The following is a 24,715-nucleotide window of genomic DNA, read 5'->3' on the forward strand; positions in this document are numbered from 1 at the left end:
GTATACTGGAAGGGTGATTGCGGGTTAAACAATGAATATACAAATTAAAAAATATATTGACCCAATTAAATCTTTTTGGGCAAATTTAACAAAGAAGAAAAAAATAATCATCGTAAGCGTTCTGGGCGGAATTGTCCTGCTTTCTGTAATCGTGGGAATTCTGCTGAACAGGCAGCCCTTTGTCGTGCTTTATCCCGGGATGGATCACACAGAGGCCGTTGAGGTTATGAATGAACTCCGCGATCGGGATATCAGTTATAAAGAGGACAACGGTACCATCATGGTCCCTAAGGACAAGGAAAATGCCCTGAGGATGGAACTGGCCAACGAGGGATATCCGAAGACGGCGCCGAACTATGATTTCTTTACCAATAATGTCGATATCATGTCCACTGATTTTGAAAAGAAAACCATAGAAAAATATCAGCTGAACCAAAGGCTGGAGGCTGTTATCAAAACACTGGACTGCATCAAGAATGCCAATGTGACCATCAGCATTCCCGACAGCAGCAGCTATGCGTGGGATGAAAATTCCGAAACGCCGACCGCTTCCGTCACGGTAACGCTGGCGACGGGGAAAACGCTGGAATCGTCCCAGATCAACGGAATCAAACAATTGGTCGCGAAAAGCGTACCGAATTTAAAAACGGACGACGTGGCGGTCATCGATACGGCCACCGGCAATGAGTTAAATGTTTCCGACACAGACGGAACGAACCAGGTCAACGTTTCACAGTTTAAGCTTGAAATTGAAAAGGAATATGAAAACGATATTGAGAAAAGCGTTCTGAAGGTCCTGACGCCGCTTTTTGGCCAGAACAATGTAAAAGTGACTGCCAAAAGCGTGATGGATGTGGACAAAAAGGTACAGGAGATTATCACTTATAATCCGTCACAGGACAATAAAGGTGTTATCAGCGAATCCGAAACGCAGAAGGAGCAGGAAACGGGGGGCGGCCAGAAGACAACCGGGGGAGCCGCCGGGACCGAATCCAATACGGAAACCACGACCTATCCGGGCGTGACCGTGAACGGCGATACGATTTACACGAAAGACAGCGAAAGCTACAAATATCTTGTGAGTCAGGTGAAACAGCAGATTCAGGGGGATGCCGCAAGCGTTGCGGACATGACGATTTCCGTTGCCGTCAATAAGGAAATGATGGACGACACCCAGAAGCAGGAGATTGCAAAGCTTGCCGCCTACGCCGCTGCCATACAGCCGGATAAGGTGGCTGTATACAACGCCGTCTTCCCGGACGGGGCTCAGCAGACCAGCGGCCCGTCGCCGACGGGCCTCCCGTTAAACCAGATCCTGATTATCGGCGGTGTTGTACTGCTCACCCTGCTGATCGTCATCCTTGTTGCGGCGATGGTTGCGCGCGGACGCAAGAAGAAAAAGATGCTTGAGCTGGCCCAGCTGGAAGAGGAAGAAAACCAGGAAGATGCTTCTCTGAAAGACCGTCTGGAAGAGGAGGAAGAGCAGCAGCCGGAGGAAGAAGAGGAAGAGATTGAATTGCAGGCAATTGAAGACGCACGTGCTGAAAAAGCGTCCAAGGAACAGGCTTTGACGAAAGAAATTCAGGACTTCTCCTCACAGAATCCTGAAATTGCCGCTCAACTGATCCGATCCTGGCTGAGAGGGGACGATGGCAATGGCAGATAAGCAGATGAGCGGACAGCAGAAAGCCGCCGCTGTCATTATCTCGTTGGGAGCGGAAAATGCTTCCAGGGTCTATAAATATCTGAAAGAAGACGAAGTGGAACAGCTGACCTATGAAATCGCGAGAATGTCCCACATGCCCTCCGAAGAAATTGAAAATGTCCTCGGAGATTTCTATCAGGTCTGCCTGACCCAAAAGGTCATTACGGAAGGCGGCATGGAATACGCAAAGAATGTTCTGGAAAAGGCGTATGGCGCCCAGACGGCGTCGTCTCTTTTGGAACGCGTCACCAAGTCGCTGAGAACCAAGGCCTTTGAGTTTATCCGGAAAACCGACTACAAAAATCTGATGGCAATGATTCAGAACGAGCATCCGCAGACGATCGCCCTGATTCTTTCCTATGCCAGAGCGGATCAGGCGGCCATGATTATTGCGGATCTTCCGAAAGACAAGCGGCTTGACGTCGTGGAACGGATTGCCACCATGGACCGCACTTCCCCTGAAATTATCAGAATTGTGGAAAGCAACCTTGAAAACAAGGTCTCTACGCTGATGTCTATGGACTTCATGGAATTCGGCGGCGTCAATTATATTGCGGACATTATGAACAATATGGACCGCGCCAACGAAAAGTATATCTTTGATGAACTGACACGCAAGGACGCACAGCTCTGTGATGAAATCAAAAAGAGAATGTTCGTCTTCGAAGACATCACCGTTCTGGACGATATGTCCATTCAGCGTTTCCTGCGCGAAGTGGATTCCAAGGATCTGGTATTCGCGCTCAAGGGAGCCAATCAGGAGGTTTCCGACGTCATCTTCAAAAATATGTCGAACCGTACAACCGAAACCATCAAATCCGATCTGGAATTCACACACAACGTCCGGCTCAGAGATGTCGAAGAAGCACAGCAGCGTATTGTCGGTGTTATCCGGCGGCTTGAAAGCGAGGGCGAGTTAGTCATCAGCAAGGGCGGAAAGGATGAGGTTATTGCCTAACGTTATCAAAGCTTCCCAGTATGTTACGGTTAAAAACGGGACCGCCTTTCCGGCGAACAACGGAAGCGTTCCGAAAGCGCCTGATCCGCCTCCGGAAGAGGATCAGCATAGAAAGATTGTAAACGAAGCCTTTCAGAAAGCTCAGCAGATTATAGAGGCCGCCCAGAATTACACCGTGAACAAGGTGCGGGAATCCACCCAGCAGATGAATCAGGAAGCCGCTCAGGTTCTGGTGCAAAGCAGGGAGGAAGGCTACGGCAGGGGCTTTGCCGAAGGAAAAAAAGAGGGACGGGAGCTCGGGTACCGGGACGGTTATGAGGAAGGCTGCAAGGCCGGTCTGCAAAAAGCCGAAGAAGAGAATCGGGCGGCCGCCGAAGAGCTTTCCAGGATGCTGGATACCGTGGAAACCGGGAAGGCCGAAATTCTGCAGAGATATGAGGCCGATCTTAAAAAGCTGGCTGTCTCGATTGCGGAAAAAGTCATTCGGCGGGAACTGAGCATGAATGAAAAAGCGATGCAATCCATGATTATCAACGCTGTGGATGCCTACCGCAATCAGGAATGGGTCAGAATCTTCGTCTCCAAAAACACGAAAACGCTGCTTCAGAAGGTGGATAAGTCCATTGTTGAGGCGCTCAGCGATGTCTCGGACAGCGTTAAAATTGAAGTTTCTCCCGATATGGACGACGGCGACTGTATTATAGAAATGCCCGACCGGATGGTCGATGCCGGCGTGAACACACAGATGGAAAAAATCAAACAGGCACTCCAAGTATAACTCTGCAGTCAATTTTTAAAGATGGAGCGAAAAATGTTGAATTTTCAGGATTCCTACGATGTTTTGGAAAAATTGAATCCGCTCTGTTATATCGGCAAGGTGAAAAACATCGTAGGCATGATGATTGAGACCACCGGCCTGAGGGCCAATGTCGGCGATATCTGCACCATCCGCAATTCTAACGACGAAAAAACAGTCATGGCTGAAGTCATCGGGTTTAAAAACAGCAATATCCTGCTGATGGCTTACGGCGATATCAAGGGCATCGGCCCCGGCAGCTTGGTGCGTTCCACCGGCAGCAAGCTCCGCGTTCCGGTGGGGGATTTCCTGGTGGGCAGGACCATCGACGCCGCGGGCAGGCCCATTGACGGACTGGGCGAATTTGATATCCGGCAGTATTACGATGTCGATTCCACTTACACCAATCCTCTGGCAAGGCCCAGAATCAGCGAGCAGCTGACTTTCGGCATCAAGGCGATAGACGGGATGCTGACCATCGGCAAGGGGCAGAGAATGGGGATTTTTGCCGGAAGCGGCGTCGGCAAGAGCACTCTTATGGGAATGATTGCGAAAAATGTCAAGGCAGATATCAACGTAATCGCTCTTGTCGGGGAAAGAGGCAGGGAAGTTACCGAGTTTATTGAAAAGGATCTGGGGAAGGAAGGGCTGGCGCGCTCCGTTCTGGTGGTTGCCACCTCCGACCAGCCGGCTATGTACCGCGTGAAATGCGCTACGGTCGCCACCGCGGTTGCCGAATATTTCAGGGATCAGGGCAAGGACGTCCTGCTGATGATGGATTCCCTGACCAGATTTGCAATGGCACAGAGGGAAATCGGCCTGGCGGCCGGGGAACCTCCGGTTGCCAGAGGATATACGCCTTCCATCTATGCCGAGCTCCCCAAGCTTCTGGAGCGAAGCGGAAACTTCAAGGAAGGCTCCATTACCGGTATTTATACGGTGCTGGTGGAGGGAGACGATACCAACGAACCGATTTCCGACACTGTCCGGGGTATCATCGACGGTCACATCGTTCTGACCCGTTCCCTTGCCCATAAAAACCACTATCCTGCGATCGATGTGAACGCGAGCGTTTCCAGACTGATGAACGATATTGTGTCGGAGGAACATAAACAGGCCGCCGCGAAGGTCCGGAACCTTCTGTCCGTCTATTACCAGAATTACGATTTGATTTCGATCGGCGCTTATAAGCCGGGGATGAATCCAAGGCTGGACGAGGCGGTTAAGAAAATAGATGCGATCAATGCTTTTTTGTGTCAGAGAACCGATGAGAGCTTTTCGTTTGAAGAAACCCTGAACAGGATGAAAGAGTTGTAAGATATGAAAAAGTTTGCATTTTCGCTTGAAAAAGTACTCGGCTTTAAACAGCAGACGCTCGATGTCAAAAAGAACGAGCTTGCATTGCTGCAGATGAAGCTGACCGAACTGGAAAAAGAAATTTATGCGCTGAACGATCAGTTCACAGCTACCAACCGCAAAATGCTTGAGGAGCTGCAAAATGGGCTGAGTGCCGGCGACATGCTTATATATAAAACGTATTTTAATACCCTGAATCAGAAAATTTTACATTTGATCGATCAGAAAAAAGCCGACATTGTGGCCGTCAACAGCGAAATTTCGGGACTGGAAAAGCTCCGCGACAAACAGCTGACGGAATATCTCAAGCAGATTCAGAAAAGCGAGGAGCTTGCAATGGATGAATATGTCGGTCAGGCGCGCGGCGCCGTTTAAACGCTTATAAATATTTTATTTATAAAATATTCTGATAAGGAGGTGATAAAAACGATACAGCAAGTCACACGTTCCACCGTACCGCAAAATTCCAAAGCATCCCAGACAAAGAACCCCACGAACGCCTTTGATACTTTCATGCAGCTGGCGACCCTTGGCAGGGAGCTGAAAAGTACGTCTCAGACAGACACTGAACCCGGAGAAGAGGAAGCGAAAGGCGGCAAAGCTGTTTCCGAGGGGAATTTACCGGTTTTCAATACAGCGGATGTTTCTCTTTTAAGCCAGCTGCTGCCATCCGGACAGTTCCCGTCCGTTGTACCGGAGCCGTTACAGGTTTTGCCGCAGGCAATGACCGCGGACCCGGTTCTGAGTGCGGATACCGTTCAGCAGCCGCCGGCCGGTTCCGGCCTCCTTCAGCAAATCCAGCCACAGGCAGAAACCGCTACCCCGCTTTTGACGGCGGATACCCTCCCGCAGACGGCAGTGAATGTCCCGGTGCCCGGTAATGCGTCTCAGCAGATGACGGCAGATGCGGCCTCGTCCGTAAGCGCAGCCGACGCACAGGCGACTCCCTACCAAAACGTGGAAACACAATCCGTTCCGGTTCCCATTACCGCCGGTACCGATGCTCCCGCACAGACGGCTCCGCTGATGAATCGTCAGCCGGATGTCAATTCTTCTCAGCAGGTTCCGGATGCGGCAACCGCCGTTTCCGCCCAGTCTTCAGCACAGCCGCAGGAAAAGAGTTTACCGGCGCAGCAGACACTTTCAGAGGTGCAGGCAAAACCCGGTGCGGAGAAAACGCTCTCTGCTTCTGCTCCGACGCTTGAAATTCAGCCGAAGAATGTTTCTCCTGCTGATGACAGGGATGCTGCTCCGTCAGACGGTCAAAGCCAGAACACGGCGCAGTTTTCGGACCTTTACCGGACGGGCAATGTGGTGATCAAAATTTCCGACGCTCCGTCGGATACCGCCAGGACAACCAGTAAGCAGGTTGCCGACCAGATCCTTGTCAACTATAAGGCGGGCAAACCGGAGTTTCAGATGGACCTCTATCCCCGGGATCTGGGAAAAGTGTCGGTGAAGCTGGCAATGCAAAGCGGTGTGCTGACTGTTTCCATTCAGGCGTCGAATCCCAAGACCCAAAGCATGCTGATGGAGAACAGCTCCGACATCCGTACTCTTCTGCAGACAACCGTCACCCAGCCGGTGCAGATTTCAGAACCCACCCAGGAAAAGGCGTGGTACCAGCAGGATCAGCAGAGCCGGCAGGATCAGGCGCAGCAGCAACAGGAAGAACAGCAGCACAATCAGCAGCTCCACCGGGTCGGTTTACGGGACGACGATACCAGCACCGGCGATTTTCTTTCCGTTATGCAACTGCTGAAGCAACAGGCCTATTCGCTGTAAAATTTAAGGAAAGGAGGATTTCGTTTGGCAATCAATCAGATCAATGCCTATTCCTACGGCACGAATTCCACTTCCGGTACCAGTTCCGCTTCCGGCACTTCGCAAACCTCTGCTTCTAAAAACTCATCTGTGCTGGGCCTGAATGATTTTCTGCAGCTTCTGGCCGCCCAATTTGCCAATCAGGATGTGATGAACCCGACGGACAATACGGAGTATATTTCCCAGATGGCCCAGTTTTCCGCTCTGCAGGCAATGCAGGAGCTTTCGCAGATTTCCTATACGCAGTACGGGGCGTCCCTTGTCGGCAAAAAGGTTGTGGTCGCAAGTTATGACACGAACGGAAAGTATCAGGAAGATACCGGCATTGTAGACAGTGTTAACTTTGCTACCGGTTCCAATGTCCTTGTGGTCAACGGCAAGGCGTATGATATTTCCTCCGTCATGAAAGTCGTTAATCCGGATGCCGCAACACCACCCGACGAAACGCCGGACGATCCGGATGATCCGGATACTCCCGATGTACCGGATACGGGCGGAGAATCGGTTTGAACCCGCTTTTTACAGGGCGAAACAGTTAGGAGCACAGTCATGGATGACATTCAATTTAAAAAGAATTATTCCTCGTTTATCAATCCGAATTACACGGTGCCTCCCGTCAGCACAAATACGCAGAAGACCGGCGCGGCTGATCCGGGCAACAGCGAATTCGGGCAGCTTTTCCGCAAGACTGTGGAACAGCAGCAGCTTACCTTTTCCAAACACGCACTGCAGCGCATGGATTCCAGAAATATTCCGGTTTCCCCGCAGCTCGTTTCCCAGATCAACGGCGCGGTAGAAAAAGCAAAATCCAAAGGCATTAAAGACGCTTTGATTTTAAACGGGCAGACTGCATTTATCGTGAATGTTCCCAGCAGTACGGTGGTAACAACCATGAGCGGCCGGGAAATGAGCGAAAACGTATTTACAAATATTGACGGAGCCGTAATTTTATAACTGGACCTCTTGAGGAAGTTATTGAGCTTTGACTGACAGAGAAGCTCATGCGGTTTCAAAAAGAAAGAGAGAGATCAAACTTATGATGAGATCATTGTTTTCCGGAGTAGCCGGATTAAAAGCATACCAGACCGGTATGGACGTCATCGGCAACAATATCGCCAACGTCAATACCTACGGATTTAAGTCTTCCAAAACAACCTACCGGGACGTTTATTATCAGACAGTTTCGGGTTCTTCCAACGCGAACACTGCCAGCAGCGTCGGTGGCGGAAACCCTGCCCAGATTGGTTACGGTTCTACCGCCGCAACGGTGGATGTCATTAATACCCGTTCGGGTATGGCGACCACGGGGAACGATAAAGATTGCTATATCGACGGCGAAGGGTATTTTGTAGTTAAGGACGGAGACGGTTACCTCTACACAAGGGTGGGTTCCATCGGGTTTGATGGTGAAGGCAATCTAGTAGACGGGAATCAGAAATTAATCTGTGGAGTCACTGGCGCTACTGATCAGGAAGCAAATGCAATTGCTAAACCCGATATAATTACGATTACTGATTACAATAAGTATAAAAATATCACCATCGGCAGCGATGGAAAAATCACCGGAGAACTGGACGGTACCGTGACAACGCTTGGCACCATTGCGATGGCAAATATCCCGAACCCAGACGGTCTTACCCTTCAGGGCGGTTCTTATTTAAAGTCGGTCAGCAATGCGGAAAGTTCGGGAACCGGCCCAAAAATCACTTATTATGCTCCGGGCAGCGGCGCAACCGGAAGCTTGGTTACCGGTGCACTGGAATCCTCCAATGTAGACCTGGCGAATGAATTTTCACAGATGATCATCACTGAGCGCGGATTTCAGGCGAACTCAAAAATCATCACGGTCAGCGATGAAATGCTTGAGGATCTCGTCAATTTAAAGAGATAATTTAATGACTGCCGTTTCTGAGGTCAACTGCGGCCTCAGAAACGGTCAGTTAGTTAAAAAAGGAGAATTGAGATGATAAATTTGACCAGCTTAAACGGTGTTTCGTTTGCTTTGAACACGAATCTGATTGAAACCATAGAAAATATTCCGGAAACAAAAATCACCCTGACTACGGGAAAATATTTTCTTGTTGCGGAGGAAAGACAGGATATCATCGATAAAATCATCCAGTACAATCGGCAGATATTTCAGGATACGATTAAATTATAAATGAACTTGATAACGGATTTTCCGTAATATGGGTCTTTACCAAGGGAGTGTTTATGTGGATTTTACCAGTATCATAGGGCTGATCGCCGGCCTTGGATTGGTTATTTTCGGAATTGTTTTCGATCCTTCCGCCGGAGTTGTTTGGTCTACCATCAATAACTTTATCGACGTACCAAGTATGGCAATTACTTTTGGCGGTGCGATTGCCGCTACTGTCATCGCATTCCCGATTACTTATTTCAAAGACATTCCGAAGCATATGAAAATAGTGGTTTCACGGAACAGGTACGATCCGCAACAGTACATCAATACGATCGTGGATTTCGCGCAGGAAGCCAGAAGAAAGGGCCTGCTTTCTCTGGAAGATAAGGCCAATCAGGAGCAGGACCCGTTCCTCAAAAACAGCATTATGCTGATCGTGGATGCCATTGACCCGATCAAAGTCAAGGAAATCCTGGACGACGAACTGGACGGGCTGGAGGACCGCCATTCCCATGCATGGCAGTTCTACGAAAAGTTTTCCACCTTCGGTCCGGCTTTCGGTATGATCGGTACCTTGATCGGACTGATCAATATGCTTGCCAATCTGGACATGAATGCGGACGGCGGCGCCACCAGAATGGCACAGGGCATGTCCACGGCACTGGTGACTACTTTCTACGGGTCCATGATGTCCAATCTGTTATTGACGCCGTTGGCCCACAAGCTGCATATGCGTCATGATGAAGAAATGGTGTGTAAGGAAATTGTTGTGGAAGGCGTTATGGCGATTCAGTCAGGTGATAACCCGAAGCATATAGAAGAAAGACTGAACGCTTACGTGTGCGAAAAGAAGAGAATGGAAGCCGGCGGCAGGAGGCAGAGTCCTTCTCAAAGCACGCCCAGCGTGCCCGAAGGAAAAAAGCCAAAACGCAGTAAGAAGTAATCTTGTTTAAATTCAAAGAAACCGAAGCTGAGTATCAGCGTATTAATATAAATACAGGGGTGTGAAAGAATGGCCAGAAGAAAAGCGGATCCCGGCGGCGGCGGTCCAAACTGGCTGGATACGTATGCGGACATGGTAACGTTGCTGCTGACTTTTTTTGTGATGCTGTTTGCCATGTCGACCATGGACGCCACCAAGTGGCAGAAGCTTGTAAAAGCTTTCTCTACCAATAAGCAGGCGACCGCGGCTATGGAGCAGGCTATACAGTCGGATGCCCTGAATTCCGACAGCGGCCCTTATTTTGATGCCGATGCCAATGCCAGTAATGTGAGCTCCGAATCCGGACAGGGGGAAGGCGCCGGCAGCGGTGAAGGAAGCGATCAGGTCACGGACTTTGACAGCCTGTACAAATATTTAAACGATTATGTCCATGAAAATGGCCTGCAGGATTCCGTGCAGGTACATAAAGATGAAAATTACACCTTTTTGACTTTTCAGAACAGTATCTTTTTTAACGGAGACAGCTCTGAACTGCGAGATGATGGGAAAAAAATCCTGGACTTTGTCTGTGACGGAATTAAAAACATTCCGGACCAGATCGGCGAAATCCGTTTCTATGGCCATACCGCCCGCGCGGGTAACTCAACCACTACCACCGCACAGGCTTTTGACCGCGCTTTGTCATCCGACAGAGCAAAAAATGTTTTGCTGTATGTCCAGTTGAAAAATATAATTGACCCGGCCAAAATGGTTTCAGAGGGCTACGGAGAATACCGGCCGATCGTACCGCATGACGGGACGGAAGCCACCCGGGCAAAAAACAGAAGGGTCGAAATTTATATTTCCAAAGCGGGGAAGGTCAGTTCCGTTTTGGATGAGGTTTATAAGGACATTGGGTCTGCTGACAGTAAAGGTGCTGTGAGCAGCAAATGATTAGCTTGACAGTATTAAATTTTCCGTATGCCTTGTGTGCGGGGAATGGGAGGTTTTATGGCAGAAGTATTATCACAGAAGCAAATTGATGAATTGTTGGGCAATTTGCAGAGTGGTCATGTTAATTTTAATGAAATAGAAGAACAGACGACGGCTTCCAAGGTAAAAGAGTACGACTTCATGTCGCCTAAAAAATTTACAAGGGAACAGCTGAAGCTTTTGGATAATGTTTTCGATAATTTTTCGAGGATGTTCAGCCTTCAGCTTGGCGGAATGCTCCGGTCGACCTGTCAGATGGAGATCCTGCAGGTCGAAGAGGAAGAGTATCGGGAGTTCAACAACGCTTTGGGTGATTCCATATTGGTAGCCATCTTCGGAATGCACAATGCCGAAAATAAAATAGACGATAAGCAAATATTGATCGAACTGTCGCGTCCCATTTCCTTTTCCATCATGGACCGCATGCTCGGCGGCAATGGAACGGGCTACGAGATAGAAAGAGATTATACGGACATTGAGCTTTCTCTGCTTGAATATCTGTTTAAGCAGGTCACTCCTCTTTTAAATAATGCCTGGAACAATTATATGGAAATCGATCATACCCTGGATATGATTGAAACCAATTCCCGGTTAATTCAGCTCATACAGCCGGATGAAGCGGTTGCGATTGTTGCAATCGAAATAACCCTTGAAAACCTGAAGGGAAATATGAATATCTGTTTGCCTGCTTCCTCGTTGGAAGAAGTATTTCGCTTTTTCAATTCCAAGTATGTCAAGCCGCCGAAAAAAGATGACCCCGTGGTGGAGCACCAGCGCAAGTCGGCGATTATGCATGGGCTGAAAAGCTCTCCGCTGACAGTGTGTGCAATATTGGGCAAAACGGAAATCAGCCTGAGAGAATTGCTGAATCTGCAGGTCGGCGATGTGATTCCTCTCAATACTCAGGTAAATAAAGATTCTATTGTCCTGGAAGTGGAGGATTTGCCGTGGTTTACCGGCGTAATAGGAACAAAAAAGAAAAAATACGCAGTTAAAATTGACAAATCTCTGCAATAAACGATGAAAGGTGATTTCTATGGAGCCGAATAATGAAGAAACTTTTTCTCCTATGGAAATTGATGCGATAGGGGAGATACTGAATATCAGTTTAGGTTCGTCTGCGACTTCCGTTTCGGAGATGCTGGAACAGAGGGTCAATATAACGACGCCGCATGTTGAAATACAGCCTTCCTCCGAGGTCCATTTTGAATCCATGGAGCCGGCCGTCGCGGTCGAAATCAATTATGTCAGCGGCCTGAGCGGAAAAAACATCCTGATTCTGAAAGAGTCGGATGTAAAGGTAATTGTGGGACTTCTGCTTCATACCGATTATTCCGATCAGGAATTCGTTATGGATGAGATGAGTATCGGAGCCATTTGTGAAGTAATGAATCTGATGATGGGCGCCTCCGCCACCGCGCTTTCCCAATTCCTGAACATGGCGATCAATATTTCCCCGCCGAATTCCTTTCAGATCGATAATTCCGAACAGTTTAAAAGCAAATATTTCAACAGTGATGAACTGGTTGTTGCCGTTAAATTCAATCTGATGATCGGGGACCTGGTCAACAGTGAATTTATCAGCTTGATGACAGTCAACCTCGCGAAAGAAATTATTTCCTCCTTTAGCTTCGGTTCGCCGGCCCCGGAGGAAAAACGCCCGCAGCCGGTGCAGCAACCGCCAGTGCAGCAGCAGTCGGTACCTGCCCCGCAGCCGGAACCGCCCAGAGCCCCCCAGCCGCCGGCGGCGCCGAGAAGGCCGGAGCCGGTACAAACGGCGGTGCCGGAACCCGCTGCAAAGCCGGAACCGCAGCCGGGTTATCAGCAGAATTACAATGTGGGAAGAATGTCCTATCAAAGCTTTGACGAAGCCGATTCGATCCTTACCAGCGATCAGAGCAATAACCTGAACATGATTATGTCCGTTCCCCTTCAAATTACCGTAGAAATCGGCCGGATCAGGAAGCCCATCAAAGATATCCTGGATTTCACTTCGGGAACGATTGTAGAATTGGATAAGCAAGCCGGTTCTCAGGTCGATATCTTCGTGAACGGCAAGCCGATCGCCAAGGGAGATGTCGTTGTGGTAGACGACTTTTACGGTGTAAGAATTACAGAAGTGCTAAGCAATAATGAAATAATGAAATTAATATAAAACGCCGTTAGGTGTAATTTTAGGAGGAACAGGAAATGAGCAAGAAAATTATGTTGGTAGACGACGCGGCTTTTATGAGAATGATGATTAAAAATACTTTGCAGCAGAATGGCTATACGGAGATCGTCGAAGCGGAAAACGGAGAAAAAGCTCTTACCGTCTACGCTGCGGAAAAGCCGGATCTGATTCTCATGGATATCACAATGCCCGTCATGGATGGTCTGGAGTCCCTGAAGCATTTAAAGGAGCTGGACGCAAACGTCAAAGTGGTCATGTGTTCCGCCATGGGCCAGGAAGCAATGGTTGTTGAAGCCTTGAAACTGGGTGCAAAGGACTTTATTGTAAAGCCGTTCAAGCCGGACCGCATTATGAAAACGGTCAACGGTATTTTAGGGTGATGCCGCCGACGGCTGAATAAAGGAGGAACCGTGTTGAACTTTGCTTGGGGTGCCCTGCCGCTGCTCAGCTTTTTTTCAGATATCCTGCCGCTTCTGTTTTCCCTGATTGCGATTGTTTTTGTGCTGTATCTTTGCTATGCATTCAGCAGGTTCATGGCAAACAGGGTCAACAACGTTTCAAAATCGGGAAATATCAAGGTACTGGAGCGGGTGGCCCTGACGCAGGACAAAGGGCTTGTCATTATTAAAGTCTGCAAACGGTACTATCTGGTAGGCTTTGCAAACAACAATATCGAGATTCTGAAAGAACTGGATGAAACGGAATTGAACATCCCCGGATCTTTGCAGAAGGATACCTTTCTTGATGTTTTGAATTCGACGCTGAAAAGCAGATGGGATGTGAAAATAGGCGATGCAATATTCAGAAGAGCCGATAAAACTGAAGACTCCGAAGATAAAAAAGAAAAAAAGTAAGGTCAGTAAAAAGGCTCTGATTCTGATTACGATCTCTCTGGCGCTGATTTTTCTGCTCCCGGTCGGCGCCTCCGCGGCGTCCGTCAATGTCGATGTGAACGGCAAAGGAATGGACACTCTGGAAATTATCGAAATGTTTACGGTCCTTGCCCTTGCGCCTTCCATTCTGATTATGACGACCTGCTTTACCAGGATTATCATTGTTCTGTCTTTTCTTCGCAACGCGCTGGGGCTGCAGCAGACACCCCCGAATCAGGTTCTGATCGGGATCGCGCTGTTTCTTTCGCTCTTTATCATGAATCCCGTGCTGAATGAAGTGAATACGCAGGCGTACCAGCCTTACAAAGAACAGAAAATCACGCAGGAGGAATTCCTGCATAAGGCGGCCGTCCCAATGAAAAAATTTATGCTCAAGCAGACAAAAAAAGAGGATTTGAACCTGTTTATCAATCTTTCCAAAGCGAAGGAGGTCAAGTCGGTCGACGAGCTGTCGATTACGGTAGTGATTCCCGCGTTTATGACCAGTGAACTGAAGCGGGCGTTTACAATCGGATTCCTGCTTTTTATTCCTTTCCTGATTATCGATATGATTGTGGCAAGCACGCTGATGTCGATGGGCATGATTATGCTTCCTCCGGCAATGATCTCGCTGCCGTTTAAGCTGCTGCTTTTTGTGCTTGTGGACGGGTGGGGACTCCTGTTCAAAACGCTGGCGGCCAGCTTCAATATGTAGCTTGGCTTTCAAATAACTGTGGGAGGATGCAGGCATGACAACATCGCAAATCACGGAAGTGATACAGGCTGCAATGGTTGCGGCGCTCAAGCTGTCCGCGCCTATTCTGATTGCCAGTGTTTTACTGGGACTGATCGTGTCCATCTTTCAGGCGGCCACGCAGATTCACGAGCAGACCCTTACTTTTGTTCCCAAACTGGTGGCCATCGCACTGATTCTGGTGATTCTGGGACCGTGGATGATGGAGACCATGAATGATTTTACCATCTACATATTCAGCTTAATAACAAAATTAAACTAAAGCAGCCTCTTTTCCAGAATGGCAGGAAGGTGTGGTCATAAACGAAAAATGGAATTGAATTATGATTTTACTCTTCTGCTTTTCATTTTCATGAGAATGTCCGGTTGCATTCTGTTCAATCCCATTCTGGGAAGAAAAAATCTTCCGGTTGTTCTCAAAGTCGGCCTCACCCTGATGCTTTCGGTTTTTTCCTACCACCTTGTTCCCGCCCAGACGCTGGAAATCCCTTCTTTTCTGGTCCTGTCCGTCAGCCTGCTGAAAGAACTGCTGATCGGTTATATGGTGGGGTATATCATCCAGCTGTTTCTGTCGGTTATGCTCATCAGCGGCGAAAATATGGACATGCAGATCGGTATTTCCATGTCGAAGATTTACGACCCGCAGAGCAACGTGTCCATGCCTCTTTCCGCGTCGTTTATCAATACGATGTTTATTCTAATCTTTTTCGCTGTAAACGGCCATCTGACACTGATTCAGATTTTTGTGAAGCTGTGCGTCATGGTTCCCTACGGTTCCCTCCATTTTGAGCCGGCCATGTACGAGCCGTTAATCAACATGTTCTCCCTCATCCTGGTGTACGCGGTGAAAATGTCTCTGCCCGTCCTTGCGGCGGAGCTGATTACCGAGATCGCCGTGGGCCTGGTGATGCGGGCTGTTCCCCAGATTGACGTTTTCGTCATCAATATCCAGCTGAAAGTAATCCTCGGGTTCGTTATCATCATCATTATGGCGCCGCCTCTGGCATCTTTTCTTGAAAAACTGATTTTACTGATGTTTGACAATATCAATCAGGTGTTTCAGTCATTGCTGTAGCTTCCAGTTCCGTTCGGATCTGATTTTAGGGGGGATGATATGCCAGACAGCAGCAAGACCGAAAAAGCAACCCCCAAAAAAAGGGAAGACGAACGAAAAAAAGGCAATATTTTTCAGAGCAGCGACGTAGTCAGCGCACTGTCCATTCTGTCGCTTTTTCTGATCTTAAAGATGCTTTTTCCCTTTATGTATCATTCCCTTTCCCTTTTCCTTTCCCGGTACATTGCCTATATAAAGACGATCCCGGCGCTTTCGGCCGAATTTGCAATGGATGTGGCCAAAGATGCGCTGATTGCTCTTTTTTTACTGGCCGGGCCGATGATGCTCACCGCCATCGCGGTCGGGGTGATCGCTGCCGGGGCACAGACCAGATTTAAGGTGTCCAAAGAGAACCTGAAAATGAAGTTTTCCAGGATCAGTCCCCTGCAGGGAATCAAACGGATGTTTTCCATCCGTTCCGTCACCGAACTGGTCAAAGCCATGCTCAAAATTTCCGTTATTTTCTATATCCTGTACTCGTCGTTCATGAACATTGCAAAATATTTTACGAAGCTGATGTTCGAAGATATTTTCGATGCCGTGCAGTTCATCCTGAATTCCATCATGGACATTGTCATACAGCTTTCCATGGTTTTTATTTTGATCGCCGCCTTCGACTATCTGTACCAGTGGTGGGAATACGAGCGGAATATCAAAATGTCCAAGCAGGAAATCAAGGAAGAGTACAAACAGATGGAGGGCGACCCGCAGATCAAAGGACAGATCAAGGAACGGCAGCGCAAAATCTCCATGCAGAGGATGATGCAGCAGGTGCCGACTGCGGATGTGATCGTCAGGAACCCGACCCATTTTGCCGTAGCGCTTAAATATGATATCGAAAAAAACAGCGCCCCGATTGTGGTTGCCAAAGGGCAGGATTACGTTGCGCTGAAAATTATAGAGATTGCAGAGCAAAACCATATCCCGATGACTGAAAATGTGCCGCTCGCAAGGGCCTTATACAAAACGGTTGCTGTCAACCGGGAAATTCCGGAGGAATATTATGTGATTCTTGCTGAAATTATGGCCTGGGTATATTCATTGAAAAAGGAGATGAGGTGATATTGAAGGTCCTCAATAATGTCGTAGCAATATTTGTCATCCTCATAGTCGGATTTATCATCATTCCATTGCCTCCTTTTTTACTGGATATGATGTTTATCATAAATATTACGATCTCCATTATGATTTTACTGATGACCATGTACGTGAAGGACGCGCTCCAGTTTTCCGTCTTTCCGTCAATGCTGCTCATAACCACGCTGTTCCGCCTGGCGCTGAACATTTCTTCGACCAGGCTGATTCTTACCCAGTCCGGAAAAGCCGGACAGGTGATTGAAACCTTCGGCAGCTTTGTACTAAAGGGAAATGTCATCGTCGGTTTCATCATCTTTCTGATTATCGTCATTGTCAACTTTCTGGTGATTACCAAAGGCGCGGAACGTGTTTCCGAGGTTTCCGCAAGGTTCAAGCTGGACGCAATGCCGGGAAAACAGATGGCGATCGACGCGGACCTGAGCTCCGGGTTGATCGATGAATCCACGGCACGCCAGCGCCGGACGGATATCCAGCGCGAGGCGGAATTTTACGGGGCCATGGACGGCGCCACCAAATTCGTAAAGGGCGATGCGATCGCCTCCATCATCATCACGTTTATCAACTTTATCGCCGGTACCGTGATCGGCATGGTTCAGGGCGGCAGTACCTTTCAGGAGGTCCTGAATGTCTATTCGATTGCGACCGTCGGCGACGGGCTTGTATCGCAGCTTCCCGCACTGATGATTTCCGCCGCGACCGGTATGATCGTTACGCGCGCGGCGTCCGATTCCAGCCTGAGTATGGACGTTTCGCGGCAGTTTTTCTCCCATCCCGTCGTTATGATCATCAGCGGCTGTACCCTGATCAGCCTTTGCTTTATCCCCGGTATGCCTGTCCCGCAGATTCTGATCGTGGCGGTCGGTATGCTGTTTGCCGGATTCAACCTTCGGAAAAGGAAAGAGCTTGCGGCGGCTGTGGCCGCCAAGGCCGAAACGGCTCACGCAGCGGCACAGCAGCAGGCGGACGACACGGATTATTTCAAAAACATCGACAATATCTACGACCTGCTGAAAATCGACGTCATCGAAATGGAATTCGGCTACAGCCTGATTCCGCTGGTCGACGAAAACAGCGGCAGCAGTTTTATTGAACGGCTGGTTACCTTCCGGAAGCAGTTTGCTGTGGAAATGGGAATCGTCATTCCGGCCGTACGGTTAAGGGACAACGGTACGCTGAATCCAAATCAGTATGTGATCAAGATCAAGGGCGAGGAGGTCAGCCGCGGCGAGATTCTGGTTGACTATTATCTTGCTTTGGACCCGGGCAACCTTACCGGGACCATCGACGGCATAGAAACCATTGAGCCGGCCTACGGCATCCCAAGTAAGTGGATCACCCGGGACAAAAAGGAAATGGCTGAAATTTACGGCTATACCGTGATTGACCCGCTCTCCGTGGTGGTAACGCACCTTTCTGAAACCGTCAAGAAATATGCGCATGAACTGCTTTCCAGACAGGACTTGAACCAGCTGCTGGAAAACATCAAAAAAACCGGTTCCACCATCGTGGACGACGTCATCCCGAACCAGATTACCTTTGGCGGCCTTCAAAAGGTCCTGTGCAATCTGCTGAAGGAGGGCGTTCCCATCAGGGATATGGAAACCATTTTGGAAACCATTTCGGACAACGCCTCCACTGTCCGAGACCTTGAGGTCCTGACCGAATATGTGCGGCAGGCTTTGAAGCGCACGATCACCCGCAAATGGTCCGACGGCGGCCAGATCAGGGTGATTACGCTGGACAGCGAGGTTGAGAGGCTGATTATCAATTCCATCAGCAAAAACGATCAGGGCACGTATCTTTCGCTCGACCCCCAGTCCACGCAGAAGATCATCTCCAAGCTGATGGAGTGTATCACAAAGGTGAAGGATGCGATCAATATCCCGATTGTGCTGACCTCCCCGCTGGTCAGGATTTATTTCAGCAAAATGCTGGAACAGTTTTATCCCAACGCGGTGGTCCTTTCGTTTAACGAACTGAATTCCAATGTCCAGATTCAGGCGGTTGCCAATGTTACTTTGGAATAAATAAAAGATTCAATGATAAATTTTAAGCTTGAAAGGAGGGGCGACTGCAGTGAAGGGTACGGAAACGGAGAAGATAGGAGCAGTGGAGTTATGGACCAGGTATCGTCAGACAAGAAACACCGACCTGCGGAATATGCTTGTTGTTCAGTACAGCTACATCGTGAAGTGCATAGCGTTGAAAACAGTCGGTCGCTACCAGTATTTCAACTATATGGATGATATTGTCAATGAAGGCCTGATCGCTCTTCTGGATGCTGTGGAGAAATTTGATTTTGAAAAAAAGGTGAAGTTTGAAACCTATGCTTCCATAAAAGTGCGCGGCGCCATGATTGATTACATACGCAAACAGGACTGTTTCCCCAGAAGGCTCAAACGTATTGCCAAAAATATCAGCGAGGCGGAAAACATGCTCAACCACCGCCTGGGGCGCAATCCTACGGATCAGGAGATCGCGGATTTTCTGCAGATCAGCCTGCCGGACTATGAAAAGATGCAGGCGGAGACCTGCGTGCTCAATATGCTTTCCTTTGAAGAGATGATCTATGAAAAGGGCGTTGAAAATATTCAGGTCAGCCAGTCGGGGGACTCTATTCACGGGCCGGAGCAGGTTGTGGCGGAAAAAGAGCTGCAGGCCGTGCTTGCGAAGGATATCGAACTGCTCAATGAGAAAGAACAGGTGGTTATTTCGCTGTACTACAAGGAACAGCTGAAAATCAAGGAAATCTCCAGCGTGATGGGAATCAGCGATTCCAGAGTGTCGCAGATTCATTCCAGCGCGCTGAGAAAGCTGAAAAAATCTCTGGCGGAATACCTGAATCAATAGAATGTAGGAGGAAACAGCCATGGTCAGAGGATTTTACGCGCTTGGTTCTGGGATGCTGACACAGAGCAGGATCCTGACCGGCGTCAGCAACAACTTAGCAAATATTGAAACGCCGGGGTATAAAAAGAAGGAAGTCACCACCTCCACATTCGGCAGCATGGTGATTAACCGCGTCGATTCGCAGAAAACGCCCATCGGCACCATGAGCCTGATTACGGCGGCGGATAAAACCAACGTCATCCATTCCGAGGGTACCCTCAAGAGTACGGAGCGTCCGCTGGACTTTGCCATTCAGGGGGAGGGCTTCTTTGCGGTACAGGGGAACAACGGAACGGTCTACACACGCAACGGCAGCTTTAACGTGGATGCGGAAGGCTATCTTGTACTGGACAATGTCGGCCGCGTGATGGGCCAGAACGGGCCCATTCAGATCGGTACCGACCAGTTTACCGCCGACGCGCAGGGAAACCTGACGGTCGGGGGTAATGTTGTCGACAAAATCTCCGTTTATAATTTCGACGATTATAATAACCTTCGGATATCCGGTGACGGAATGTTCACGGGTACCAATGCAACGCTGGTGCAAAATCCGGATATCATGTGGAAAACGATCGAAGGTTCCAATGTAAACGCCGCCGAGGAAATGACGGATGCTCTTTCGGCTCAGCGCAACTTGCAGAACTGTTCCCAGGCGATCAAAATGTACGACCAGGTTTTATCGGATGCCGTCACCAATATCGCCAAAATATAATTTGCCACAGGAAGGGTGTATGAACGATGATCAGTTCTTTTTATACGTCGGCTACCGGAGCCATTAACCTGCAGTCCGGCTTTGATGTCACGGCAAACAATATTGCAAACGTGTCTACGGTCGGCTACAAGCCTTCCAGCGCCTCCTTTGCGGATTTGATTTATACCAATATCCACGCGGAACCGGGAGCAGACAGTCAGCTGAAGAGCGGCCACGGCACAAAGCTGGAAAAAACCGACACCCTCTTTAACGAGGGCGGCCTTCGACAGACGGGACGCGCCCTTGATTACGCGTTGGTAAACTCCAACAATTATTTTGCGGTGGAGTCCAACGGGGAAGTAAAATATACGCGTAACGGAAATTTCCATCTTTCGGTGGAAGACGGAACCAGTTATCTGGTTTCTTCGGACGGCGGCTATGTGCTGGATGCCAACGGCAGCCGTATCGCCATGGAAAGTGAAAAGGATACTCCGGCCATTGGGGTTTTCTCCGTGAAAAATGAGGACGGGCTTGTCCGGTCCGGGAATACCTGTTTTCAGCTGAGCAACCTTTCCGGCGCGGCTGCCGCGGTAACCGACCCGGAAATGAAACAAAACTATTTGGAGGATTCTGCAGTGAATATCGCGGATCAGATGACCTCCGTTATTGAGATGCAGAGAGCTTTTCAGTTTAATTCCAAAATGGTGCAGCTTTCGGATGAAATCATGCAGACTGTGAATTCTTTGCGGTAAAGCTGGTTACCTCAAAATCTGGGGAGGAGTCATGAAATGAGTACAGAGTCCGGTTTAGACCAAGCCAATGTCAATGCAGAGAATGCGAATCAGGAGATACCGGTGAAAGAGGAGCAGCCGCCCCAGATCGATATCAGAGTATCCATGGACAATATGGCGGCGTACCTGAAAGTCAAACCGGCGTATTCCGGACAGAAAATTTCCTATGAGGATATCAGCCCCGCTTTGGCTCAGCAGGGAATCACTTACGGCATCTGCGAAGAGCAAATCCGCCTTTTCTGTAAGGAGGAAAAGTTCTATACCGAGATGCTCTGCGCGAAGGGGACCTATCCCGTTGACGGCACCGACGGCTTTATTGATTATTTCTTCAACACCAGTACGGATTATAAACCAAAGGAAAGGGAAAACGGAACGATCGACTTCCGCGATTTGGAGATTGTTAAGAACGTAGAGAAGGATACGGTTCTCTGTACGATTACGCCGCCGAAGGACGGTACGGACGGCACGGATATTTTCAGTCGGTCGGTTGCCTTTAAGCCGGGGCGCTTTCCGGCCCTGCCCACGGGAAATAACACGGTTGTTTCGGAAGACCGCCTGAGTCTGATTGCCGGTTTGGACGGATGCATCGAGTACAAAAACTCGACCATCAATGTCAGCGATGTCTTTTATGTGCGCGGCGATGTGGACAGCGCTTCCGGAAACATCAACGCGATTGGCTCGGTGGTGGTTATGGGCGATGTGAGAGAGGGCTTTTCCGTCAAGGCGGGAAAAGACATTTCCATTCGCGGAATGGCCGAGGGAGCTTCGATAGAAGCGCAGGGGACCATCTCTATTTCCAACGGGATGAACGGAATGGGGAAGGGGACTTTGAAAGCGGGCGGAAATATCGTCGGCAAATATTTTGAAAATGCGATTTTAATTTCTGAAAATGATATTTACGCGGATATCCTGATGAACTGCAAGGCGACCGTACAGGGCTCGATCATTTTGAAAGGGCGCAGAGCTTCCCTGATCGGCGGCAGTTATCAGGCCGGGCAGAAAATGGTTGTCAAAAGTATCGGAGCGCCGTCTTACACGACGACGTCGGTGTCGATTCAGTCTCAACAGCTTAACGATAAACTCGTAATCGGAAAAGAAGAAAACAGTTTGGAACAGTTGGAACACCAGCGTGCACAGGCTCAGAATGAATTCGAGGAATTTCAGAAAAAATTTGCAGAGCTGACCTCTCTGGGCGGCAGGAACGATTCGGGAAGAGAAAATCTGATGGTGAAGGCCGCCTTAATGAAAAAAATCCAGATGGGGGAAGCGATCAAAGCCATCGATGCGAAAATCCAGAAGCTGAAAGAAACCAAGAACCAACTGTCGGACTACAAAATCGTTGGGACAAGCATTATCTATATCGGCACAAAAATGACGATCGGGCCATTTATCATGAATATCAACAATGACTACAGCAATACAAAATTCTACGCGGGTCCGGAAGGAATTGTTTCCGCCCCGGTCCTTCTTTCCGACCTGCCCTGATTTTCTTTTTATAAGCTTCCAAATAAAACCGCATACTGGATGCTTATTTTTTGCTACGGCCGAAGTGCGGCGGTACGGAGTTTGTCATGTCCATTCAAAAGCTTGAGCAACTGAATGAAATGCACATTGATGTTTTAAAAGAAATCGGTAATATCGGGGCCGGAAATGCCGCTACATCCCTGGCGAAAATGCTGGACACGGAAGTAAACATGATGACGCCGGTCGTCAAAATTCTGGATATCTCAGAAGCTGCGAATTTGCTGGGCGGCCCGGAAAACGTCGTCATCGGCATTTTATCAAAGCTGAAGGGCGACATCGAGGGAATCATGATGTTCATCATAGAGCAGGATTTCGGAAAGTCCATCCTGACTTCCCTGCTGGGCGTTCAGGAGGTCAGCTGTGACCGGTTGTCCGATATGGAGCTTTCCGCCATTTCAGAGATTGGAAATATCATGATCGCGTCGTATACGGGTTCTATCGGAACTCTTTCGGAAATGAACCTGAAAACCACTGTGCCCGCAATCACTGTGGATATGGTCGGCGCTATCCTCAGCGTACCGGCCATAGAAATGGGTTCTGTTTCAGATAAAATTATTTTTATTGAAGATGACTTTTTAAGCGGCAACGACAATGTTACGGCAAACATGCTGCTGGTGCCTTCTATTGAGTCCCTGAATAGATTAATGGAGAAGTTAGGTATTCAACTATGAGTGAAACGTTTACGATCGGGATATCGGATATGAAGGTTGCCAAAAGTATGGACTCGCTTGTGACTTACGCGCTTGGTTCCTGTGTAGGGATCTGTTTATACGATCCGGTGATGAAAGTAGGGGGGTTGGGACATATCATGCTTCCAACCTACCCGGTTAACAATCCTAAAGAAAATCGCTTCCGCTTTGCGGACACCTGTATTCCGGAAATGCTCCTTCAAATGGAAAAGCTGGGCTGCAACCGCCGGCGGATAACGGCTAAGATTGCCGGGGGAGCAAAGATGTTTGAGGTTGCGGATGATTCCAGTTTCGGCAATATTGGCCAGCGCAATATTTCGGAGGTCAAAAATACCCTGAGTAAGCTGCAAATCAGGATTTGTGCGGAAGATACGGGACTGAACTACGGAAGGACAGTCTATTTTTATACAGAGGACGGCAGAATGGTGGTCAAATCCTTCTCCAATGGGATCAAGACATATTAATGCGAAGGAACATCATGGACAAAAGAACAAAGGTTTTCTTCCAGGCGGATTGAAAGAAAACCTTTGTTTTTTTATTAATATTTATTTGATGTTTTGAAACATGCCGTCCTGTCCTTCGCTTCGGCGGCCCTGATTGATTTTTTCTCTGAGTTCGTCGCACTGCTTCCGGAGTTTATCGCGGGCGGACTGATCCAGCACGGCCGCTTTCTGCAGGATGAAATGATACTTTTTGGAGAGCTCCAGGATATGCCGTTCCTCTTCGCTGCCGCAGTCCGCTTGCGTTACGTTCCCGTTCAGGAGCTTTGTCATGCGTTCCCGCTGCTCCGGCGGGAGTTCTGCGGCCAGCCGGTCAATCAGGTCGTTGCACTTATTGATCCGTTCAATAAACACGCCGCGCTGTTCCAAAAGACCGTCCAGCTGAATATCGTCCTGCATGCAGCGCAGTTCAATTTGTTTCGTCAGGTCCCAGATTTGAGTCAGTAAGATCACTTTTTGGTCAAGACAGGCAATGATATTTTCTGTTGACATAAGTCCTCCGCAGGGCAAGGGTGTCAAACCCCGCTGTTTTTATTGATATGGCTCAGTTTTTCCGCTTCTTCCCACGTATCCCTCATTTGTTCCACCAGCGGTACCAATTCATCCAGCACAGCGGCGTCGCGCCTGACTTCCGCTTTGATGATCTCCTGATTGAAGAAATAGTACAGATCATATAAATCATGGCTGATTTCATAATTCCAGTCCAATACGGAAGAGAGGTAGCTGAAAATATTCTTGCTTTTTCCGGTACACTTTTCAGCCGTGGCGTAGTTCTTGTCCTTCAGCATCATCGAACCGTAATGGAGGTTCTTTAACGCTTCGTTCAGCAAAGTAACCAGCTGTTCTCCCTTGGACATGGTGTTGATGGATTGCTCCTTGTACTGCATAATGGGATTGCTCTGCATGATTTTTCATCCTCCTGC

General features: G+C 48.8%; 29 protein-coding genes. 27 read left to right on the forward strand and 2 right to left on the reverse strand.

The features are described from left to right. Positions 1 to 31: 31 nt before the first annotated feature. The 27 genes from fliF to LY85_RS00470 all read left to right on the forward strand — a co-directional run bounded on the left by fliF (position 32) and on the right by LY85_RS00470 (position 23,756). Positions 32 to 1,666 carry a flagellar basal-body MS-ring/collar protein FliF gene (gene fliF / locus LY85_RS00340; protein ID WP_141825039.1) on the forward strand — a complete coding sequence of 545 codons (1,635 nt, stop codon included), beginning with the start codon at positions 32 to 34 and terminating at the stop codon, positions 1,664 to 1,666. Continuing rightward, complete coding sequence (fliG, locus tag LY85_RS00345; RefSeq protein WP_141825040.1) at positions 1,656 to 2,663, forward strand: flagellar motor switch protein FliG; 1,008 nt, start codon at positions 1,656 to 1,658, stop codon at positions 2,661 to 2,663. Before fliF ends, fliG begins: the two co-directional genes overlap by 11 nt. After that, the gene (locus tag LY85_RS00350) at positions 2,656 to 3,441 is read left to right on the forward strand and encodes a FliH/SctL family protein (protein ID WP_185741054.1); all 786 of its coding nucleotides are present in this window, start codon (positions 2,656 to 2,658) and stop codon (positions 3,439 to 3,441) included. Before fliG ends, LY85_RS00350 begins: the two co-directional genes overlap by 8 nt. A gap of 33 nt (positions 3,442 to 3,474) precedes the next feature. Continuing rightward, positions 3,475 to 4,776: a flagellar protein export ATPase FliI gene (gene fliI / locus LY85_RS00355; protein WP_141825042.1), complete on the forward strand. Its 1,302-nt coding sequence runs from the start codon at positions 3,475 to 3,477 to the stop codon at positions 4,774 to 4,776. Between the two features lie 3 nt (positions 4,777 to 4,779). After that, entirely contained in the window at positions 4,780 to 5,190 is a 411-nt protein-coding gene (locus tag LY85_RS00360) for a flagellar export protein FliJ (protein ID WP_141825043.1), read from the forward strand. 42 nt (positions 5,191 to 5,232) lie between these two features. After that, a complete protein-coding gene (locus LY85_RS00365) occupies positions 5,233 to 6,600 on the forward strand; it encodes a flagellar hook-length control protein FliK (protein WP_141825044.1) in 1,368 nt (455 codons plus the stop codon). Positions 6,601 to 6,624: 24 nt separating this feature from the next. After that, complete coding sequence (locus tag LY85_RS00370) at positions 6,625 to 7,149, forward strand: flagellar hook capping FlgD N-terminal domain-containing protein (RefSeq protein ID WP_141825045.1); 525 nt, start codon at positions 6,625 to 6,627, stop codon at positions 7,147 to 7,149. 39 nt (positions 7,150 to 7,188) lie between these two features. After that, a complete protein-coding gene (locus LY85_RS00375; protein WP_141825046.1) occupies positions 7,189 to 7,593 on the forward strand; it encodes a TIGR02530 family flagellar biosynthesis protein in 405 nt (134 codons plus the stop codon). Between the two features lie 82 nt (positions 7,594 to 7,675). Next, the gene (locus LY85_RS00380; protein WP_141825047.1) at positions 7,676 to 8,530 is read left to right on the forward strand and encodes a flagellar hook-basal body complex protein; all 855 of its coding nucleotides are present in this window, start codon (positions 7,676 to 7,678) and stop codon (positions 8,528 to 8,530) included. A gap of 72 nt (positions 8,531 to 8,602) precedes the next feature. Beyond that, entirely contained in the window at positions 8,603 to 8,800 is a 198-nt protein-coding gene (locus LY85_RS00385) for a flagellar FlbD family protein (protein WP_141825048.1), read from the forward strand. Positions 8,801 to 8,855: 55 nt separating this feature from the next. Next, positions 8,856 to 9,725 (forward strand): motility protein A, encoded by an 870-nt coding sequence (locus LY85_RS00390; protein WP_141825049.1) that lies wholly within the window; start codon positions 8,856 to 8,858, stop codon positions 9,723 to 9,725. A gap of 69 nt (positions 9,726 to 9,794) precedes the next feature. After that, entirely contained in the window at positions 9,795 to 10,658 is an 864-nt protein-coding gene (locus tag LY85_RS00395; RefSeq protein ID WP_141825050.1) for a flagellar motor protein MotB, read from the forward strand. Between the two features lie 57 nt (positions 10,659 to 10,715). Further along, positions 10,716 to 11,714 (forward strand): flagellar motor switch protein FliM, encoded by a 999-nt coding sequence (gene fliM / locus LY85_RS00400; protein WP_038323822.1) that lies wholly within the window; start codon positions 10,716 to 10,718, stop codon positions 11,712 to 11,714. A 19-nt stretch (positions 11,715 to 11,733) separates the two neighbouring features. Continuing rightward, positions 11,734 to 12,852 carry a flagellar motor switch phosphatase FliY gene (gene fliY / locus LY85_RS00405; protein ID WP_141825051.1) on the forward strand — a complete coding sequence of 373 codons (1,119 nt, stop codon included), beginning with the start codon at positions 11,734 to 11,736 and terminating at the stop codon, positions 12,850 to 12,852. 35 nt (positions 12,853 to 12,887) lie between these two features. Then, positions 12,888 to 13,250 carry a response regulator gene (locus LY85_RS00410; protein WP_141825052.1) on the forward strand — a complete coding sequence of 121 codons (363 nt, stop codon included), beginning with the start codon at positions 12,888 to 12,890 and terminating at the stop codon, positions 13,248 to 13,250. 33 nt (positions 13,251 to 13,283) lie between these two features. After that, on the forward strand, positions 13,284 to 13,724 hold the full coding sequence (locus tag LY85_RS00415; RefSeq protein WP_141825053.1) for a flagellar biosynthetic protein FliO: 441 nt from the start codon (positions 13,284 to 13,286) through the stop codon (positions 13,722 to 13,724). Further along, positions 13,663 to 14,457 carry a flagellar type III secretion system pore protein FliP gene (fliP, locus tag LY85_RS00420; protein ID WP_141825054.1) on the forward strand — a complete coding sequence of 265 codons (795 nt, stop codon included), beginning with the start codon at positions 13,663 to 13,665 and terminating at the stop codon, positions 14,455 to 14,457. Before LY85_RS00415 ends, fliP begins: the two co-directional genes overlap by 62 nt. A 34-nt stretch (positions 14,458 to 14,491) precedes the next feature. Then, positions 14,492 to 14,758 carry a flagellar biosynthesis protein FliQ gene (gene fliQ / locus LY85_RS00425; protein ID WP_038323827.1) on the forward strand — a complete coding sequence of 89 codons (267 nt, stop codon included), beginning with the start codon at positions 14,492 to 14,494 and terminating at the stop codon, positions 14,756 to 14,758. A gap of 48 nt (positions 14,759 to 14,806) precedes the next feature. Beyond that, complete coding sequence (locus LY85_RS00430) at positions 14,807 to 15,571, forward strand: flagellar biosynthetic protein FliR (protein ID WP_038323829.1); 765 nt, start codon at positions 14,807 to 14,809, stop codon at positions 15,569 to 15,571. A gap of 39 nt (positions 15,572 to 15,610) precedes the next feature. Further along, positions 15,611 to 16,672 carry a flagellar biosynthesis protein FlhB gene (gene flhB / locus LY85_RS00435; RefSeq protein WP_038323831.1) on the forward strand — a complete coding sequence of 354 codons (1,062 nt, stop codon included), beginning with the start codon at positions 15,611 to 15,613 and terminating at the stop codon, positions 16,670 to 16,672. Positions 16,673 to 16,674: 2 nt separating this feature from the next. Continuing rightward, entirely contained in the window at positions 16,675 to 18,735 is a 2,061-nt protein-coding gene (flhA, locus tag LY85_RS00440) for a flagellar biosynthesis protein FlhA (protein ID WP_141827908.1), read from the forward strand. Between the two features lie 49 nt (positions 18,736 to 18,784). Further along, positions 18,785 to 19,558 (forward strand): FliA/WhiG family RNA polymerase sigma factor, encoded by a 774-nt coding sequence (locus LY85_RS00445; RefSeq protein ID WP_243122436.1) that lies wholly within the window; start codon positions 18,785 to 18,787, stop codon positions 19,556 to 19,558. 19 nt (positions 19,559 to 19,577) lie between these two features. Further along, positions 19,578 to 20,309: a flagellar hook-basal body complex protein gene (locus LY85_RS00450; protein ID WP_141825055.1), complete on the forward strand. Its 732-nt coding sequence runs from the start codon at positions 19,578 to 19,580 to the stop codon at positions 20,307 to 20,309. A 26-nt stretch (positions 20,310 to 20,335) separates the two neighbouring features. Next, the gene (locus LY85_RS00455) at positions 20,336 to 21,040 is read left to right on the forward strand and encodes a flagellar hook-basal body protein (RefSeq protein ID WP_141825056.1); all 705 of its coding nucleotides are present in this window, start codon (positions 20,336 to 20,338) and stop codon (positions 21,038 to 21,040) included. Between the two features lie 36 nt (positions 21,041 to 21,076). Continuing rightward, the gene (locus tag LY85_RS00460) at positions 21,077 to 22,564 is read left to right on the forward strand and encodes a FapA family protein (RefSeq protein WP_141825057.1); all 1,488 of its coding nucleotides are present in this window, start codon (positions 21,077 to 21,079) and stop codon (positions 22,562 to 22,564) included. Positions 22,565 to 22,614: 50 nt separating this feature from the next. Further along, positions 22,615 to 23,274 carry a chemotaxis protein CheC gene (locus LY85_RS00465; protein ID WP_243122437.1) on the forward strand — a complete coding sequence of 220 codons (660 nt, stop codon included), beginning with the start codon at positions 22,615 to 22,617 and terminating at the stop codon, positions 23,272 to 23,274. Continuing rightward, entirely contained in the window at positions 23,271 to 23,756 is a 486-nt protein-coding gene (locus LY85_RS00470; RefSeq protein WP_141825058.1) for a chemotaxis protein CheD, read from the forward strand. Before LY85_RS00465 ends, LY85_RS00470 begins: the two co-directional genes overlap by 4 nt. An 81-nt stretch (positions 23,757 to 23,837) precedes the next feature. Here LY85_RS00470 and LY85_RS00475 read toward each other — a convergent pair whose 3' ends face one another. Both LY85_RS00475 and LY85_RS00480 read right to left on the reverse strand, forming a co-directional pair. Beyond that, positions 23,838 to 24,284, reverse strand: a complete 447-nt coding sequence (locus tag LY85_RS00475) for a hypothetical protein (RefSeq protein ID WP_141825059.1) — start codon at positions 24,282 to 24,284, stop codon at positions 23,838 to 23,840. A 23-nt stretch (positions 24,285 to 24,307) separates the two neighbouring features. Beyond that, positions 24,308 to 24,697 carry a flagellar export chaperone FliS gene (locus tag LY85_RS00480; RefSeq protein ID WP_038323839.1) on the reverse strand — a complete coding sequence of 130 codons (390 nt, stop codon included), beginning with the start codon at positions 24,695 to 24,697 and terminating at the stop codon, positions 24,308 to 24,310. Positions 24,698 to 24,715: the final 18 nt, after the last annotated feature.

It is taken from the genome of Clostridium sp. KNHs216 (assembly GCF_006714885.1).
GTDB lineage: Bacteria > Bacillota > Clostridia > Oscillospirales > Acutalibacteraceae > Caproiciproducens.